Consider the following 14,606-nt stretch of genomic DNA (forward strand, 5'->3'; position numbering starts at 1 on the left):
CTCAGGCGACCACGTTGACCAAGCGGCCCGGCACCACGATGACCTTCTTGGGAGCGCGGCCTTCGCAGAACTTGATGCACTCCTCATTGGCCAGGGCGGTGGCTTCGATGGTGGCCTTGTCTGCCGTGGCCGCCACCTTGATGGCGCCACGCAGCTTGCCGTTGACCTGCAACATCAGCTCGATCTCGTCTTGCACCAGGGCGGCTTCGTCCACCTTGGGCCAAGGCGCGTCGAGCAGATCACCCAGCTCAGCGGCAAAGCCCAGGTCTTGCCAGAGCTGATGGGTGATGTGCGGGCAGGCCGGGTAGAGCAGGCGCAGCAGCACCGAGAAGCCTTCGCGCAGCGCGGCGTCCTGGCCTTGGGCCTTGAAGGACTCCAGGGCATTGAGCAGCTTCATGCCGCCCGACACCACGGTGTTGTACTGCATGCGCTCGTAGTCGTAGCTGACTTGCTTGAGCACCAGATGCACCTCGCGGCGCAGGGCCTTACCGTCGCCATTCAGGGCGGCGAAGTCAGGGCCGCCTTGCGCGATGGCAGCGGCGTGTTTGACGCCAAAGGCCCAGACGCGCTTGAGGAAGCGGTGCGCGCCTTCCACGCCGGCGTCATTCCACTCCAGGGTCTGCTCCGGCGGCGAGGCGAACATGACGAACAGGCGGGCCGTGTCGGCGCCGTATTGGTCGATCAGAGCTTGCGGGTCCACGCCATTGTTCTTGGACTTGGACATGGTGGTCATTTCGTATTCCAGCGGCAGGCCATCGGCCTTCAGCGTGCCGCCGGTGATCTGACCATGCTCATTGGTCTGGACGTTGACCTCATGCTCCCAGTAATAGTTCTTGCCCGCGTCGGCCGGCTTGCGGAAGAAGGCGCCCTTGAGCACCATGCCCTGGGTGAGCAGCTTGGTGAAAGGCTCGTCCATCTTGACCAGGCCGAGGTCGCGCATGACCTTGGTCCAGAAGCGGGCGTACAGCAGGTGCAGGATGGCGTGCTCGATGCCGCCGATGTACTGATCCATGGCCGCGCCCTGGCGCATCCAGTAGTCGGTGCCGGCGCCCACCATGGCGTCCTTGTTCTGCGCATCGCAATAGCGCATGAAGTACCAGGACGAGTCCACAAAGGTGTCCATGGTGTCGGTTTCGCGCTGCGCCGGCTTGCCGCACTTGGGGCAGGCGACGTTCAGGAAACCGGCATGCTTTTTCAGCGGGTTGCCGCTGCCATCGGGAATGCATTCCTCGGGCAGCACCACGGGCAAGTCCTGCGCCGGCACGGGCACCGGGCCGCAGTCATCGCAGTGGATGATGGGGATGGGGGTGCCCCAGTAGCGTTGACGGCTGATGCCCCAGTCGCGCAAGCGCCAGGTGGTTTTCTTCTCGCCCAGATCTTTGGCGCCGACCAGCTCGGCCACCTTGCTAACGGCTTGCTTGTGCGTCAGGCCGTTCAGCTCGCCGGAGTTGACGCAGACAGCGCGCTGCTTGTCGCCATACCAGTCGGCCCAGGCTTCGAGCGAGAAGGTCTCGCCTTCGGCTTGCACCACTTGCTGGATCGCGATGCCGTATTTCTTGGCGAAGGCGAAGTCGCGTTCGTCGTGGGCGGGCACGCCCATCACGGCGCCGTCGCCATAGCTCATCAGCACATAGTTGCCGACCCAGACTTCCACTTGCGCGCCGGTCAGCGGATGGGTGACGAACAGGCCAGTGGCCAGGCCTTTCTTCTCCTGCGTGGCCAGTTCGGCTTCCGTCGAACCTCCGCGTTTGCATTCTTCGATGAAGGCAGCCAGGGCGGGCGAGGACGCAGCGGCATGCGCGGCCAAGGGGTGCTCGGGCGCCACGGCGCAGAAGGTCACGCCCATGATGGTGTCGGCGCGCGTCGTGAAGACGTAGAGCTTGCCGTCTTGAATCAGCTCGCCTGCGGCGTTAGCAATCGTGTGCGGGAAGGCGAAGCGCACGCCCTCGCTCTTGCCGATCCAGTTTTCCTGCATCAGGCGCACACGCTCCGGCCAGCCGTGCAGGTATTGCGGGCTGCTGGGGTCGGCCACTGCGGCCAGCAGCTCGTCGGCGTATTTGGTGATGTTGAGGTAGTAGCCGGGGATCTCGCGCTTCTCGACTAAGGCGCCGGAGCGCCAGCCGCGACCATCGATCACCTGCTCATTGGCCAGCACGGTCTGGTCCACCGGATCCCAGTTGACGACTTGGGTGCGGCGCTCGGCAATGCCGGCTTCCAGCATCTTCAGGAACAGCCACTGGTTCCATTGGTAGTAGGCGGGCGTGCAGGTGGCGATTTCGCGCGACCAGTCAATCGCCAAGCCCATCGCCTGCATCTGGCTCTTCATGTAGGCGATGTTGTCGTAGGTCCACTGCGCCGGCGGCAGCTTGCCCTTCATGGCCGCATTCTCGGCCGGCAGGCCGAAGGCATCCCAGCCCATGGGCATCAAAACGTTGTAGCCCTGCATGCGCAGCTGACGCGCCAGCATGTCGTTGATCGTGTAGTTGCGCACATGGCCCATGTGCAGCTTGCCGCTGGGGTAGGGCAGCATGGAGCAGGCGTAGAACTTGGGCTTGTTCTCGTCCTCGGTGACGCGGTAGGCGTCACGCTCGTTCCAATACTGGCGCGCAGCGGCTTCGATCTCGTTGGGGGCGTACTTTTCGTTCATGCGTCAAATTGTAGAGGCTGCGCTTGGGCGAGCCGCTGGCGCGGCCGGCCCGATTGCCGGGATTTCGAAGGGTGTGGCTGGCTGCTGTGGCCAGACGGCGAAAAGGGTCAGGGTGTCAGGTGTACGCGGTGCGAAGCATCACGATGCTGGCGGCGCGGGCCATACCGGATCACTCGCTCTTGGCGGGGGAATTGGTCACGAAAGCGATGCGGCTCAAACCGGCGGCCTGGCACCAGCCGATCAGCTCGGCCACTTGGCCGTAGGGCACGGCTTGGTCGGCGCGCAGCTGCACTTCCTGCTCGGGGTTGGCGCGGCCGAGTTCGCTCAGGCGCTTTTGAAAGGCGGCACGGTCGAGCTTTTGCTCGCCGAGGTAGAGCGCGCCATCGGGCTGCAGCGCGACCTGGATGAAGGCGGGCGCCTCCGAGGGGCTGGCCGCTTCGCTCTTGGGCAGATCCAGGCGCAGCGAGGAGGCCATCAAGGGCGCGGCGATCATGAAGATCACCAGCAGCACCAGCATGACGTCGATCAGCGGCGTCATATTGATCTCGCCCATCGGTTTGGGCAACTCGCTACGTTCGAGGCGGCCGAATGCCATGGTTAGTGACCTGTGACGTTGAAATGGGAGTGGAAGGGCTTGCGAGATGGGTTGCCTGGCAAGGCGCAAAGCACAGCGATGCCCTGTGGCATCGCGAGCATTTGTAACGCAGATAGGCGGCGCATATCGTGAGCCAGGGCACTTCCGATTTCAGCGTTGCAGGTCACTGGGTCGCCTCGGTGCTGTCCAGCATTTCGCGCAGGTCATGCGCAAAGCCTTCCAACTCCGCCTCGCACACGCCGATGCGTTTGCCGAAGATGTTGTAGGCCAGCACGGCAGGGATGGCTACGGCCAGGCCGGCGGCGGTCATGATCAGGGCCTCGCCCACCGGGCCGGCGATCTTTTCGATGCTGAGGCTGCCGCCTGCCGTCATCGTCACCAGCGCGTGGTAGATGCCCCAGACGGTGCCAAACAAGCCCACAAAGGGCGCCACGCTGCCAATCGAGGCCAGCAGCACCTGCCCGAATTGCAGGCGCTGCAGCACCGCATGCAGGGCATCGCGCAGGCGGCGGGTCAGGCGCGATTCGCGTCGGCCCGAGGCTTCCAAGGTATTGCTGGCGGCGCTGGCCGTGGCGGCATCGAGCAGGGGCAGCACGACGTCATCCTGGTCGAAATTTTGCAGCGCTGCGCGGCCCTCTTCCAGATTGGCGGCCGACCAGAAGGCCGGCACGGCGCGGGCGATGCTGCGGCGGGCGCGCGCAAGCAGCCAGCCCTTCCACAAAATCACCACCCAGGCGCTGACGGACATCAGAAGCAGCAGCAAGGCCACGCTGCGCGTGACCGCATCGCCCACTTGCCAAAGCTCTGCAAATCCCGTCATCAGTTCAATCCCAGCACGTCATTCATGTCGTAGAGGCCCGGCTGGCTGGCGGCCAGAAAGCGCGCCGCGCGCAGGGCACCTTGTGCGAAGGTGCTGCGGTTGCTGGCCTTGTGGGTGATCTCGATGCGCTCGCCGATGCCGGCGAACAGCACCGTGTGGTCGCCCACCACATCGCCGCCGCGCACGGTGGCAAAGCCGATGGTGGAGGGGTCACGCTCACCCGTCACGCCTTCGCGGCCGTAAACGGCGCAGGTTTTCAGGTCGCGTCCCAAGGCTTTTGCCAGCACTTCGCCGAGTTGCAAGGCAGTGCCGCTGGGAGCGTCGACCTTGTGGCGATGGTGGGCTTCGATGATCTCGATGTCGTAGCCTTCATTGAGCGCGCGCGCGGCCTGGTCGAGCAGGCGCAGCACCACGTTCACGCCCACGCTCATATTCGGCGCCAGCATGACGCCGATGTGCTGGGCGAAGGCGCCGATCTGGGCTTTTTGCGCGGCATCAAAACCAGTGGTGCCGATGACGACCTTGACGCCCAGCTCCTGGCACGCGGCCAAATGGGCCAAGGTGCCTTCGGGGCGGGTGAAGTCGATCAGCACGTCAGCGTTAGCCAAGCCTTCGTGCAGGTCGGCGGTGATTTTGACGCCGCTGGTCTGGCCCAGAAAAGCCGCCGGGTCCTGGCCCAGGGCCGGGCTGCTGGCTTGGTCCAGCGCGCCGGCGAGTTCGCAGTCGGGGCTGTTCAGCACTGCTTCGATCAGGATGCGGCCCATGCGGCCGGAGCAGCCGGCAATAGCAATCTTCACGCTCACTTTACTTGCCCTCCAGTGGCGGATAGCTGCGCACGGCGCCGACCGCTTCCGTGGCGGCCGTAGGCGTGTCGCGCTTGGCCGGCGGTGGCAGGGCCTTGCGTTCGGCCTCGGTCAATTCGAGCTTGGGCATATTGCCGGACTTGCCGCGCGTGTTGATGGAGGCGACGAATTCATCCTCTGTCGGCAGGTCAGGCGGCACGTCCAGTGTCTTCAGGCGGCCACCTTCATCGAACCAGGCCACGACCTGGCGCTTCTGCGGTTCGGCGCCCTGGCGGCGGATGGTGAAGACATAGTCCCAGCGCTCGTCATGGAAGATGTCGGTCAGCAGCGGCGAGCCAAGCAGGTCACGCACCTGTGCCTTGGGCATGCCGAGCTTGACCTTGGCGACCAGTTCTTTGGTCAGCACATTGCCTTGCACAACTTCGAGTCGGTATGGGCGCACCAGGCCCAAGACTTTTTCATCGCTGATCGACGGGATGTAGGAGCAGGCTGACAACAGGCCAATGGCGGCTGTCGTGAGGCTGAGCAAGCACAGCCGGGCCGTAGGTGCAAATTGAAGAGGAAGGCGCATGAGGGGCTTGTAGGGGGCTGGGCTCGTAAAAGCGCCAAGCTGGCTATGATCGGACCATTCTAGCGGTTGGCCCATGGTGGGCCGCGCCGCCGCGAATCATGCCAATGAACCGTACCGAAGAGATCAAAAACAGCGGCCTCAAGGCCACCTTGCCGCGCATCAAGATTCTGGAGATTTTCCAGAAGACGGCGCAGCGCCACATGACGGCCGAAGACGTCTACAAGGCCTTGCTGACGGAAGATGCCGATATCGGCCTGGCCACCGTCTACCGCGTGCTGACGCAGTTCGAGCAGGCGGGCTTGCTGTCGCGCAATCACTTCGAGTCGGGCAAGTCGGTGTTCGAGTTGAACGAGGGCGCGCACCACGACCATCTCGTGTGCCTGACTTGTGGCCGGGTCGAAGAGTTTTTCGACCCCGAGATTGAGGCGCGCCAGCACGCCATTGCCCTGCAGCGCGGCTTTGACTTGCAGGAGCATTCGCTGGCGCTCTACGCCTCTTGCGTCAAGAAAGACTGCGAGCACCGCAACAAGTAAGCGGCGCCCGCCGTCTGCACTTAGAGCTTGGCCGCTAGGCGAGCCCGGCTATTTGCGGATCGGTTCTTAATCGGCGTTGTGATCGCCGGCTTCGATGGCGCGCTGATGGCGCTCCACAAATTCGCGGTAGGTATCGATGCCGCGCAGTTGCAAAACGGTGTTGCGCACGGCGGCTTCCACCAGCACAGCCAAGTTGCGGCCGGCATCCACGGCGATGATGACCTTGCGCACCGGCATGCCCAGCACTTCTTCGAACAGCGGTTCGTAGGGCAGGCGCTCGAAGTCGCGCTCCAGGGTTTCTTTACGAACCAGATGCACGATTAGTTTGAGGCGCATCTTGCGGCGCACTGCCGTCTCGCCAAAGATGGCCTTGATGTCCAGCAGGCCGATGCCGCGCACTTCCAGCAGATTCAGTAGCAGCTCGGGGCAGCGGCCTTCGATCGAGGTTTGCGAGATGCGGAACAGGTCCACCGCATCGTCGGCAACCAAGCCGTGGCCGCGTGAAATTAATTCCAGCCCCAGCTCGCTCTTGCCTAGGCCGGATTCACCGGTCAGCAGCACGCCCAGCCCCAGAATGTCCATGAACACGCCGTGGCGGGTGGTGCGGTTGGCGAAAAGATGCGCCAGATAGGCGCGCACCACGTCGATCACATGGCCGGCTGATTCGGTCGTGACGAAGAGCGGGATCTCGGCACGGTCGCACATGGCCACCAAGCGGTCCGGCGGCACCTGATCATCGGCCACGATGATGACCGGCGGCTCCAGCGTGACGATGCGGGCGATGCGGTTGTCCAGCACCTCACCGGCGGCCTGGCTCAGATAGGCGACCTCGCGGCGGCCCACGATCTGCACGCGGTAAGGGTGGATGTAGTTGAGGTAGCCCACCAAGTCGGCGGCGGACTGCGCGTCGCGCACGGCCGCCTCGTCAAAGCGGCGCTCGGGGTGGGCATGCCCGGCGATCCACTCCCATCGCATGGCCTCCCGGTGTTCTTCAAAAAGCCGGTCGGCGCTGATGGAGGTGGGTTTCACAGGTGGGCGGGCCTGGCTGAGTTGAGAGGGCGGAGGGCGCGGAAATCAGGCGACCGACTTGAGCGGTTCCCAGCTGGCGATCAAGCGATGCAGTTCGCTGGCCTCGGGGTCGGTCTTGAGGCGCTCGCGCAGATCGCGGTCAGACAGCATTTCGGCGATTTCCGAGAGGATTTCGAGGTGTCTTTGCGTCGCCGCCTCGGGCACCAGCAAGAAGATCAGCAGGCTGACGGCTTCGTCATCCGGCGCATCAAAGCCAATGGCTTGCTGCACACGCAAAACAGCCGCCAGCGGGTTCTTCAAACCCTTGATGCGGCCGTGCGGGATGGCCACGCCATGGCCCAGTCCGGTGGAGCCCAGGCGCTCGCGGGCAAACAAGTTGTCCGCCACGATGGCGCGCGAAATGGCATGGTTGTTTTCGAACAGCAAACCGGCCTGCTCAAAGATGCGCTTTTTGCTGGACGCGTCCACGTTCACCAGCACATTGCTGGCAGGAAGGATGGCGGCGAGACGGTTCATGATGTCTAAGCGCTGAGTACGGCAGGGGAGCCTTGGCCAATGCGCTCGTTCGATGTTTAAGAAAGCGATTATAGAAACGCTGGGCAAGCCCGCAGGCACCCTGGTTGTGCCTTCAGCGCACTATTGCGCACGATGCTGCGGTGCAGCACGGTCAGTATTGCACAGCTTTGTCCAGTCAGCAAAAAGGCGACCACGGGGGGTCGCCTTGAGCTGCGCAAGACAGGCTGGGCCTGTCATTGCAAGGGGCTGGGGCTAGGGCGCCGGAGTTTCCAGGCGCTTGGCCGCCACATGGTGATGGTTTTGCAAGCGGTCTTTGTGGCGGCAGACTTGCCGGTCCAGCTTGTCCATCAACTGGTCAATTGCCGCGTACAAGTCTTCGCTGGCATGCTCCACAAAAATATCGCGTCCTTTGACATGCAGGGTCACTTCAGCCTTCTGTCTGCGATCCTTTTCCTTTTGCTTTTCCACGGTGAGCAAGACGTTGACGTCAACAACTTGATCAAAATGGCGCGTCACTCGATCCAACTTTGTAAGCACATACTCACGCAGAGACGGCGTAACTTCCAAATGGTGGCCACTGATTGTCAGGTTCATAAAGCCTCCTTTCACAAGGGAGAACTGGAGAAATGGAAAACCGGTTTCAAAGAACGATGTGAAGCTGATGGCTGGTTCTCGGACGACGTGCCTTGGTCGGGTTGGGGTCGATCCAGTTTGCTCCCGTTGCCGCTTTGTGACAAGTGTTTTACGGTCACGACTGGGCGATAGGCCGATCGGATGAGCGCGAGCGTGACTTTGGTCCGGCGAGCACGCGACAGATGATCGCGCGAGGCCTGCTGCGGCGAGGTGATAATCACGGCTTCCCCGCTACGGAGATTTTCTTGGACAGCGATCACCCTCGGTGACCGTCCGCTCCCGTGTCAAAGGTGCAGGCCGTGAATCGGCGCTTATCGTGTACCCGATTGTCCGGCAGTGAGACGGTTTCCCCAACCCACTATCCACTCCCGGACCTGCCAGGTTTTTGGCAGCCGTCCAGACTCAAGCAATCGGCGCATTGGCGCTGGAGATCTGCATGCTGAACGTGTTCACGCTGGATAACGGCCGCCTGAAGGGCGGGCTGTTCCAGGAAGAAATTGAAACCGCCGAAGACCTGGCCCAGTCGCGGCCCGTGTGGGTTGATCTGGAAGATCCCAGCGCGGAAGAAAAGGGCTGGATCCGCGACCGCTTCGGCCTGGTGATTCCCGAAGACATCGTGGACGAAGACTTGGAGGAGTCCGCGCGTTTTTATGAGGAAGACAACGGCGAGTTGCACATTCGCTCCGACTTCTTGATTGACGACGACGAAGCGCCGCGCAATGTGCGGGTGGCTTTCATCCTCTACAACAATGTGCTGTTCTCCATCCACCGGGAAGACTTGCCGGTGTTCCGCTTGCTGCGCCTGCGCGCGCGCCGCATCCCGGCGCTGATCGAAGACGCCAAGGATGTGCTGCTCAAGCTTTACGACGCCGACGCCGAGTATTCCGCCGATGTGCTCGAGGGCATTTACGACAAGCTCGAAAAAGTCAGTGCCCGGGTGCTGAAGAAGGACGTCAACGACACCGAAGCGGGTGAGGTGCTGTCGGCCATCGCGCGCGAGGAAGACTTGAACGGCCGCATCCGCCGTAACGTCATGGATACACGGCGCGCGCTCAGCTTCATGATGCGCAGCCGCATGCTCAATGCCGAGCAGTTCGAGGAATCGCGGCAGATTCTGCGCGACATCGATTCGCTCGACTCGCACACTGCCTTCTTGTTCGACAAGGTCAACTTCTTGATGGACGCCACCGTGGGTTTCATCAACATCAATCAGAACAAGATCATCAAGATCTTCTCGGTGGCCAGCGTGGCCTTGCTGCCACCGACCTTGATTGCCAGCATCTACGGCATGAACTTCAAGTACATGCCGGAGCTGGAGCAGCCCTGGGGCTACCCCTTTGCGCTGGCGCTGATGGCGGCCTCGGTGGCCGCGCCCTTCATCTATTTCAGGCGCAAAGGCTGGCTCAGATAAACCAAGCCAGCCCGGCGCGCTGACTTACTTTGCCGGGCAATGCTCGGCCGCCACCCACAGATAGGCATTCAGGCGTGGGCTAGCGGCCTTCACTGGCAGGCCGCGGCGCTCTTCGATGAGCACAAGGTCGCTCTTGCGTAGCGAGACGATCCAGGTGCGTGGCGCTGCACAGCGAAGCTGTTCCCAGGCCGAGGGCGGCAGCAGAATTTTCTCGGCCTTGGGTCGATTGAATTCGCCGGCCTCGACGATTTCGCGCCGCCAGCTGTCGCTGTTCTGGGGCTTGAACGGGTCGTCCATGATGACGGGTACGGGCTCGCCGCGGCGCAGCAGCAAGGGCACATCGAAGGTGAATTGATCTTCAAACACCAGCGCGTCACCCGCTTGCCACTGGGCCTGCATGGCGGCGACCATCTTCTCGTTGCTCTTGGTGTCGACCTGGATGATGCCGATGAACATGCCGATGGTCGTCACCATCCCCATGATGGCAAGGCCAGTCGGCAGGCGCTGCAGCCAGCCGCTGGCATATCGATGCCACTGCGCCAGTTGTGGTGCGATCAGCAAGGCCAGGGCCGGGCCCACGGGCAAGATGTAGCCCAGCAACTTCGACGAGGGCAGCGTGAAGAACAAGGTGATGCCCAGCAGCCAAACCAGGCCCAGCTGACCCAGCGGATTGCTGCGCGTTTCCTTCTTGGTCATCAGCCACAGCCAGACCGGCGACCAGGGCAGGGTCATGATGGCCAATACACCGGGGTAGAACCAGGCCGGCATCACATTGTTGAAGCCTTCAGCCGCATAACGCTGGAAGTGGTGCACCACGAAGAAGTAGTGCAAGAAGCCCGGGTTGCTGCGTTCCATCAACAAGAACCAGGGCAGGCAGATTGCCGCGAAAGCGAGCCAGCCGCGCCACCAGGCGAGTTGCAGCACCGAGCGCCAGCCCTGGGCCCAGAACAGCCAGACCGTTAGCACTAGCAGGGGCAGCACCACGCCAATCAAGCCCTTGGCCAGCACCCCCAAGCCCATGGCCACAAAGCCGAGCAGGCGCAAGCCGTTGTGCGCCTTCAGCGCATGGCTGGCCAAGGAGCAAATGGCGATGCCGATGCAGCTCGCGACCAGCATGTCCAGGTTGGCGAACTGTGAGCCCAGATGCCAGAAGGGCTGGGCCACCATGAAAATCAGTGCCCAGGCGGCCACCATGGGGGCTTGATTAGCATCCAGATGGCGGCGCATCAGCTGAGTCAGGCTGAACATCGCGGCCAGCGCCGCCAGCAGGGGCACCAGGCGCGCGCCGATGGCGGACTCACCCGTCAGGCCAAAGCTCAGACCGGCCAGCCAGTAAAACAGTGGCGGCTTGTGGAAATAGGGCAGGCCGTTCATCTGCGGCGTTAGCCAATCGCCGCTGAACCACATTTGCGAAGCCACGCCGACGTAGCGACCTTCGTCCGGCAAGGCCACAGGCCGCCAGGGCAAGGTGATCAAAAAGACCAGCGCGGCCAGCGCCAGGCCCCACCATTTGTGCTGCAGCAATCTCATAAAACCCCGAATGATTGGAGTGCGCATCCTAAGGGGTGGCGCGGCACTTTCGTTAACTCTTGTGCGGCCGTTGGCTTGCCAGGCGTGAAGTTCGGCTTAGCCGGGCGATTGGCGTCACTCAACTTGGCGCCGCACAAACACAAAGGGCTTCCGCAATGTGCGGAAGCCCTGGGAATAAAAATAGCCGCAAGACGCCTCGAAGCCAACGAGGGAGGGAGGGAGGAGGAGGAAAACGGCTTGGAGATTTCACCCCTATCGCTAGGGAGATCTTGCGGCTGTAACTGACTTTAATGCTAACGGAAATTCGCCATTTGTGAAAGATTTCTGGCACTTTTCAAAACCTTGCCAAGTGGCTAAAAAGTGACGTCCCCTTCGCTGCGATTGCATACAAATGTATCAATTTGATATTTGAATGCTGGCGCCGCCCACTGCCTCGGCAAGCGGCATGATTGCTGGGTTTTGTTGAATTGTTTGAGGCAAATTTCGTCTCCAAGCCCGGTTTCATTTTTGCAAAAATAGCTAATATTACTTAGTATCTTTTTGGTGACTTTTGCTGGGTTTCGGCGACGCCAAACCCCCCCAAGAATTAGATGGGTTTTGTGCGAGTTGTAGCGTGGCAATATTTGCCTATTTTGGGAGTTTCGGGGCGTGCCGATGGGTGTGCCATCGAGCCGCCATCAGCCCGGCTTTTGAGGCCTAAACGTCGCTGTTTTGCAGGCTGTTTGGTGCGAGCCTGCGGCGCTTGCAGCGGGCCTATCGACTCAGCGTGCCAGCTTGAACACCGAGACGACTTCCACCATTTGCGCGGCCTGGGTGCGCAGGCTCTCCGCAGCGGCGGCGCTTTGTTCCACCAGTGCGGCGTTTTGCTGGGTGGTCTGATCCATCTGAGTGACGGCCTCGCCGACCTGGGCCACGCCCGAGCTTTGCTCGGTGCTGGCGCTGCTGATCTCGCCCATGATGTCGGTGACGCGGCGGATGGCGCTGACCACTTCTTGCATCGTGGCGCCGGCCTGATCGACCAGGGCTGTGCCGCTCTCCACGCGCTCAACACTGGTGGAGATCAGGCTCTTGATTTCCTTGGCCGCCTCGGCCGAGCGTTGTGCCAGATTGCGCACCTCCGCCGCCACCACCGCAAAGCCACGCCCTTGCTCGCCCGCGCGGGCAGCCTCCACGGCCGCGTTCAGCGCCAGGATATTGGTCTGGAAGGCGATGCCATCGATGACGCTGATGATGTCGACGATCTTGCGCGAGCTTTCATTGATGCCCTTCATGGTCTCCACGACCCTGCCGACCACCTCGCCACCTTGAGCCGCCACGGTAGAAGCGCCGATGGCGAGTTGATTGCCCTGCCGGGCGTTGTCGGCGTTCTGCATCACGGTGGAGCCCAGTTGCTCCATCGAGGCCGCTGTTTCCTCCAGGGCGCTGGCTTGCTGTTCGGTGCGCTGGCTGAGGTCGTGATTGCCTTGCGCGATCTCGGCGCTGGCTGTTGCCACGCTATCGGCGTTATTGCGTACCGTGCCGACGATGGCGGCAAGCTTGACCTTCATATTGCCCAGGGCGTTGATCAGCTGAGCAGTTTCATCCCGGCCGTCGGCGTGCAAATCGTGCGTTAGGTCGCCATCGGCGATGCGTTCGGCAGCCTGTACGGCCTGCGCCATTGGCTTGGTGATCATGCGCGTCACCCAGACGGCCAAGCATGCCGCCGCGGCGATGGAGCCGAGCAAAGCAATGATCACCCAGGTGCGTGCCCAGCTGTAGGTGAGCTGCGATTCCTGGTAGTCCCGGACGGAGCCTTTGTCGTTGATGTCGACCAGCCGGTTGATGCTAGTGGCCAGAGCACGGAAGCTGGTTCGAGATTCACCCCGAAAAAAAGCCTGTGCGTCCGCATTCTCTCCGCCGCGCGACAGGGGGATCAATTTGGCGTTGCTAGCCCAATATTGATCGAGCAGCGGCCTGAACGCGTCATAGGCTTGACGCTCCTCGCCGGCTGAGATCAGGGATTCATAGTGCTTGCGAATGGTCTCGAACTCGGCTTTGAGGTCGGCCATGTTCTTTTCTATGTCGGCCATCTGCTTGTCGTCCAAGGCCATCACATGATCGGCTTCGGCGCTGCGAAACGAGTTGATGGTGTCCTGCATTTGCCCCAATGTCTTGATGCTGGGCAGCCAGTTGGTGGCGATGTCTTCGACATTGGCATTGATGTGGGCCAATTTCGTGATCGAGAAGATCCCGACAAACAGGTTGAGCGAGACGACCAGGAAGAAGGCGACGCCCAGCTTGGCGCCGAGCTTGTAGTTGCTGAGCTGCATGAAAAGAACCCTTTCAATGCGGGTCGCAGCGCGGCGACCTTGATAGACACAGAACAAACCTTGGCTGCAAAAAAGCATACTCCAAAGCCCTGCCGATAGGGGGCCTTATGAGGCGCTTGGCTTGCGCTCAGCTGTGCTGCGATGAAAGGGGTGCTGGTCGGTGCTGCGTTAGGGCCGCATACCTCCCCGCGCTGCGCCATGGCCTTGATGGCCGAGAGGGTGGGGGCGGCGTGCGCCACCCCCGGGCCCGCGCTGGCGTGTGGCGCCAGGCGGGCCTGCTGAGTTGGCTCAGTGGCTTTGGCTGCGCTTGTAAACCAGCAGGGCGAAGCAGCCGGCCGCGACGATCAAGCCGCCGATGAAGTGCACGGAGGCCAGGTCTTGCAAAGCACGCAAGCCATCATGCCAAGCCATAGCAGCGACGTTGAGCGGCAGCTGCGGTTGATGGGCCAGGGTCTGCACCTGGCGGCCCACGGTGTCAGGGTCGGCCACAAAGGCGGCGCTGGCGCCGGTCGTTTGGGCGTGCAACAAGTCCCAGACAATCGTCAGGCCGTAGACCTTGTCCAGCACCAAGCCGCCCACGCCGACCACCAGCGCCACCGCCGGAATGCCCCAGCGCTTCAACCAAGCAGAGGCCACCATGGTGATCAGCAGCAGGGGCGCCAACCACAAGCTCATCAGCACCACGCCCAGCAGGCCGCGCAAGACCACCGGAACCACCGCCGCCAGGGCCGTGCCCCAGGGCACCGCCGCGAAGGCGGAGAAGCCGGCCAGCTTCAGCATCAAACCTGCCGCAACCAGTGGGCCGAAGCAGGCGCCCACCAACAGGCCTGCGATGGGCACCAGCAGGCCGTGAGCCAACAAGGGCGCAGCGATGCTTTCGGCGTGGCTGGCCGGCAGCGAGAGCCAGAACTCGATGGAGCGATCTTGTACATCGCGGCGGGCCAGGCCAGGCAGCTGAAACATGGCACTGATCCAGGCGATGCTGAAGACGCCCAGGCTTGTGAAGGCCATCATTGCCAGTGCCACTTCCAGCGGGTTGCCGTCGGGGTTGCCGTCGACCTGGCCGAAGGGCAGCAAGACCAGAAACAGCCCGATGGGCAGAAACAGGGTGATCAGCCAACCGCGCTTGTGCTGCATCCATTCGCGCAGCAGCAGCGTTTGAAAACGTGAGTTCATGAGGTTTCTCCGTCGCGTTATGGCGCTATGAGT

13 protein-coding genes are annotated in these 14,606 nt (G+C 62.3%); 2 read left to right on the plus strand and 11 right to left on the minus strand.

Going from position 1 to position 14,606, the window contains the following annotated elements; genetic code table 11:
- Position 1: 1 nt before the first annotated feature.
- From leuS to AABB87_RS01945, 5 genes are all read right to left on the minus strand, one after another.
- Positions 2–2,647 carry a leucine--tRNA ligase gene (gene leuS, locus AABB87_RS01925; RefSeq protein ID WP_341969456.1) on the minus strand — a complete coding sequence of 882 codons (2,646 nt, stop codon included), beginning with the start codon at positions 2,645–2,647 and terminating at the stop codon, positions 2–4.
- Positions 2,648–2,816: 169 nt separating this feature from the next.
- Positions 2,817–3,242, minus strand: coding sequence for an ExbD/TolR family protein (locus AABB87_RS01930; protein WP_341969458.1), 426 nt, complete (start codon positions 3,240–3,242; stop codon positions 2,817–2,819).
- 163 nt (positions 3,243–3,405) lie between these two features.
- Positions 3,406–4,062 carry a MotA/TolQ/ExbB proton channel family protein gene (locus tag AABB87_RS01935; RefSeq protein ID WP_341969459.1) on the minus strand — a complete coding sequence of 219 codons (657 nt, stop codon included), beginning with the start codon at positions 4,060–4,062 and terminating at the stop codon, positions 3,406–3,408.
- On the minus strand, positions 4,062–4,865 hold the full coding sequence (gene dapB, locus AABB87_RS01940; RefSeq protein ID WP_341969460.1) for a 4-hydroxy-tetrahydrodipicolinate reductase: 804 nt from the start codon (positions 4,863–4,865) through the stop codon (positions 4,062–4,064). The genes AABB87_RS01935 and dapB overlap by 1 nt, the downstream gene beginning before the upstream one ends.
- Position 4,866: 1 nt before the next feature.
- Positions 4,867–5,436 carry an outer membrane protein assembly factor BamE gene (locus AABB87_RS01945; protein WP_341969462.1) on the minus strand — a complete coding sequence of 190 codons (570 nt, stop codon included), beginning with the start codon at positions 5,434–5,436 and terminating at the stop codon, positions 4,867–4,869.
- A 104-nt stretch (positions 5,437–5,540) separates the two neighbouring features.
- Here AABB87_RS01945 and fur point away from each other — a divergent pair, with 104 nt between their 5' ends.
- Positions 5,541–5,969 (plus strand): ferric iron uptake transcriptional regulator, encoded by a 429-nt coding sequence (fur, locus tag AABB87_RS01950; protein WP_341969463.1) that lies wholly within the window; start codon positions 5,541–5,543, stop codon positions 5,967–5,969.
- A gap of 66 nt (positions 5,970–6,035) precedes the next feature.
- On the opposite strand, the gene hprK is transcribed toward fur, so the two are convergent.
- The 3 genes from hprK to hpf all read right to left on the minus strand — a co-directional run bounded on the left by hprK (position 6,036) and on the right by hpf (position 8,108).
- Complete coding sequence (hprK, locus tag AABB87_RS01955; protein WP_058721056.1) at positions 6,036–6,998, minus strand: HPr(Ser) kinase/phosphatase; 963 nt, start codon at positions 6,996–6,998, stop codon at positions 6,036–6,038.
- 45 nt (positions 6,999–7,043) lie between these two features.
- Positions 7,044–7,514: a PTS sugar transporter subunit IIA gene (locus tag AABB87_RS01960; protein WP_058721055.1), complete on the minus strand. Its 471-nt coding sequence runs from the start codon at positions 7,512–7,514 to the stop codon at positions 7,044–7,046.
- A gap of 252 nt (positions 7,515–7,766) precedes the next feature.
- Positions 7,767–8,108, minus strand: coding sequence for a ribosome hibernation-promoting factor, HPF/YfiA family (gene hpf / locus AABB87_RS01965; RefSeq protein WP_058721054.1), 342 nt, complete (start codon positions 8,106–8,108; stop codon positions 7,767–7,769).
- Between the two features lie 475 nt (positions 8,109–8,583).
- On the opposite strand from hpf, the gene corA reads away from it, so the two are divergent.
- On the plus strand, positions 8,584–9,558 hold the full coding sequence (gene corA, locus AABB87_RS01970; protein ID WP_058722396.1) for a magnesium/cobalt transporter CorA: 975 nt from the start codon (positions 8,584–8,586) through the stop codon (positions 9,556–9,558).
- Between the two features lie 24 nt (positions 9,559–9,582).
- Here corA and AABB87_RS01975 read toward each other — a convergent pair whose 3' ends face one another.
- The 3 genes from AABB87_RS01975 to AABB87_RS01985 all read right to left on the minus strand — a co-directional run bounded on the left by AABB87_RS01975 (position 9,583) and on the right by AABB87_RS01985 (position 14,573).
- Positions 9,583–11,088, minus strand: a complete 1,506-nt coding sequence (locus AABB87_RS01975; protein ID WP_341969471.1) for an ArnT family glycosyltransferase — start codon at positions 11,086–11,088, stop codon at positions 9,583–9,585.
- A 761-nt stretch (positions 11,089–11,849) separates the two neighbouring features.
- Positions 11,850–13,397, minus strand: coding sequence for a methyl-accepting chemotaxis protein (locus AABB87_RS01980; protein ID WP_341969473.1), 1,548 nt, complete (start codon positions 13,395–13,397; stop codon positions 11,850–11,852).
- Positions 13,398–13,685: 288 nt separating this feature from the next.
- Complete coding sequence (locus tag AABB87_RS01985) at positions 13,686–14,573, minus strand: hypothetical protein (protein WP_341969474.1); 888 nt, start codon at positions 14,571–14,573, stop codon at positions 13,686–13,688.
- Between the last annotated feature and the right edge of the window lie 33 nt (positions 14,574–14,606).

Origin of the sequence: Roseateles sp. PN1 (genome assembly GCF_038419725.1) — a bacterium.
Lineage (GTDB): Bacteria > Pseudomonadota > Gammaproteobacteria > Burkholderiales > Burkholderiaceae_C > Paucibacter_A.

Bases quoted from the DNA above. Each gene is read 5' to 3' on its own strand.
- leuS (WP_341969456.1), bottom strand. From the start codon at position 2,647: ATGAACGAAAAGTACGCCCCCAACGAGATCGAAGCCGCTGCGCGCCAG.
- AABB87_RS01930 (WP_341969458.1), bottom strand. From the start codon at position 3,242: ATGGCATTCGGCCGCCTCGAACGTAGCGAGTTGCCCAAACCGATGGGC.
- AABB87_RS01935 (WP_341969459.1), bottom strand. From the start codon at position 4,062: ATGACGGGATTTGCAGAGCTTTGGCAAGTGGGCGATGCGGTCACGCGC.
- AABB87_RS01945 (WP_341969462.1), bottom strand. From the start codon at position 5,436: ATGCGCCTTCCTCTTCAATTTGCACCTACGGCCCGGCTGTGCTTGCTC.
- fur (WP_341969463.1), top strand. From the start codon at position 5,541: ATGAACCGTACCGAAGAGATCAAAAACAGCGGCCTCAAGGCCACCTTG.
- AABB87_RS01960 (WP_058721055.1), bottom strand. From the start codon at position 7,514: ATGAACCGTCTCGCCGCCATCCTTCCTGCCAGCAATGTGCTGGTGAAC.
- hpf (WP_058721054.1), bottom strand. From the start codon at position 8,108: ATGAACCTGACAATCAGTGGCCACCATTTGGAAGTTACGCCGTCTCTG.
- corA (WP_058722396.1), top strand. From the start codon at position 8,584: ATGCTGAACGTGTTCACGCTGGATAACGGCCGCCTGAAGGGCGGGCTG.
- AABB87_RS01975 (WP_341969471.1), bottom strand. From the start codon at position 11,088: ATGAGATTGCTGCAGCACAAATGGTGGGGCCTGGCGCTGGCCGCGCTG.
- AABB87_RS01980 (WP_341969473.1), bottom strand. From the start codon at position 13,397: ATGCAGCTCAGCAACTACAAGCTCGGCGCCAAGCTGGGCGTCGCCTTC.
- AABB87_RS01985 (WP_341969474.1), bottom strand. From the start codon at position 14,573: ATGAACTCACGTTTTCAAACGCTGCTGCTGCGCGAATGGATGCAGCAC.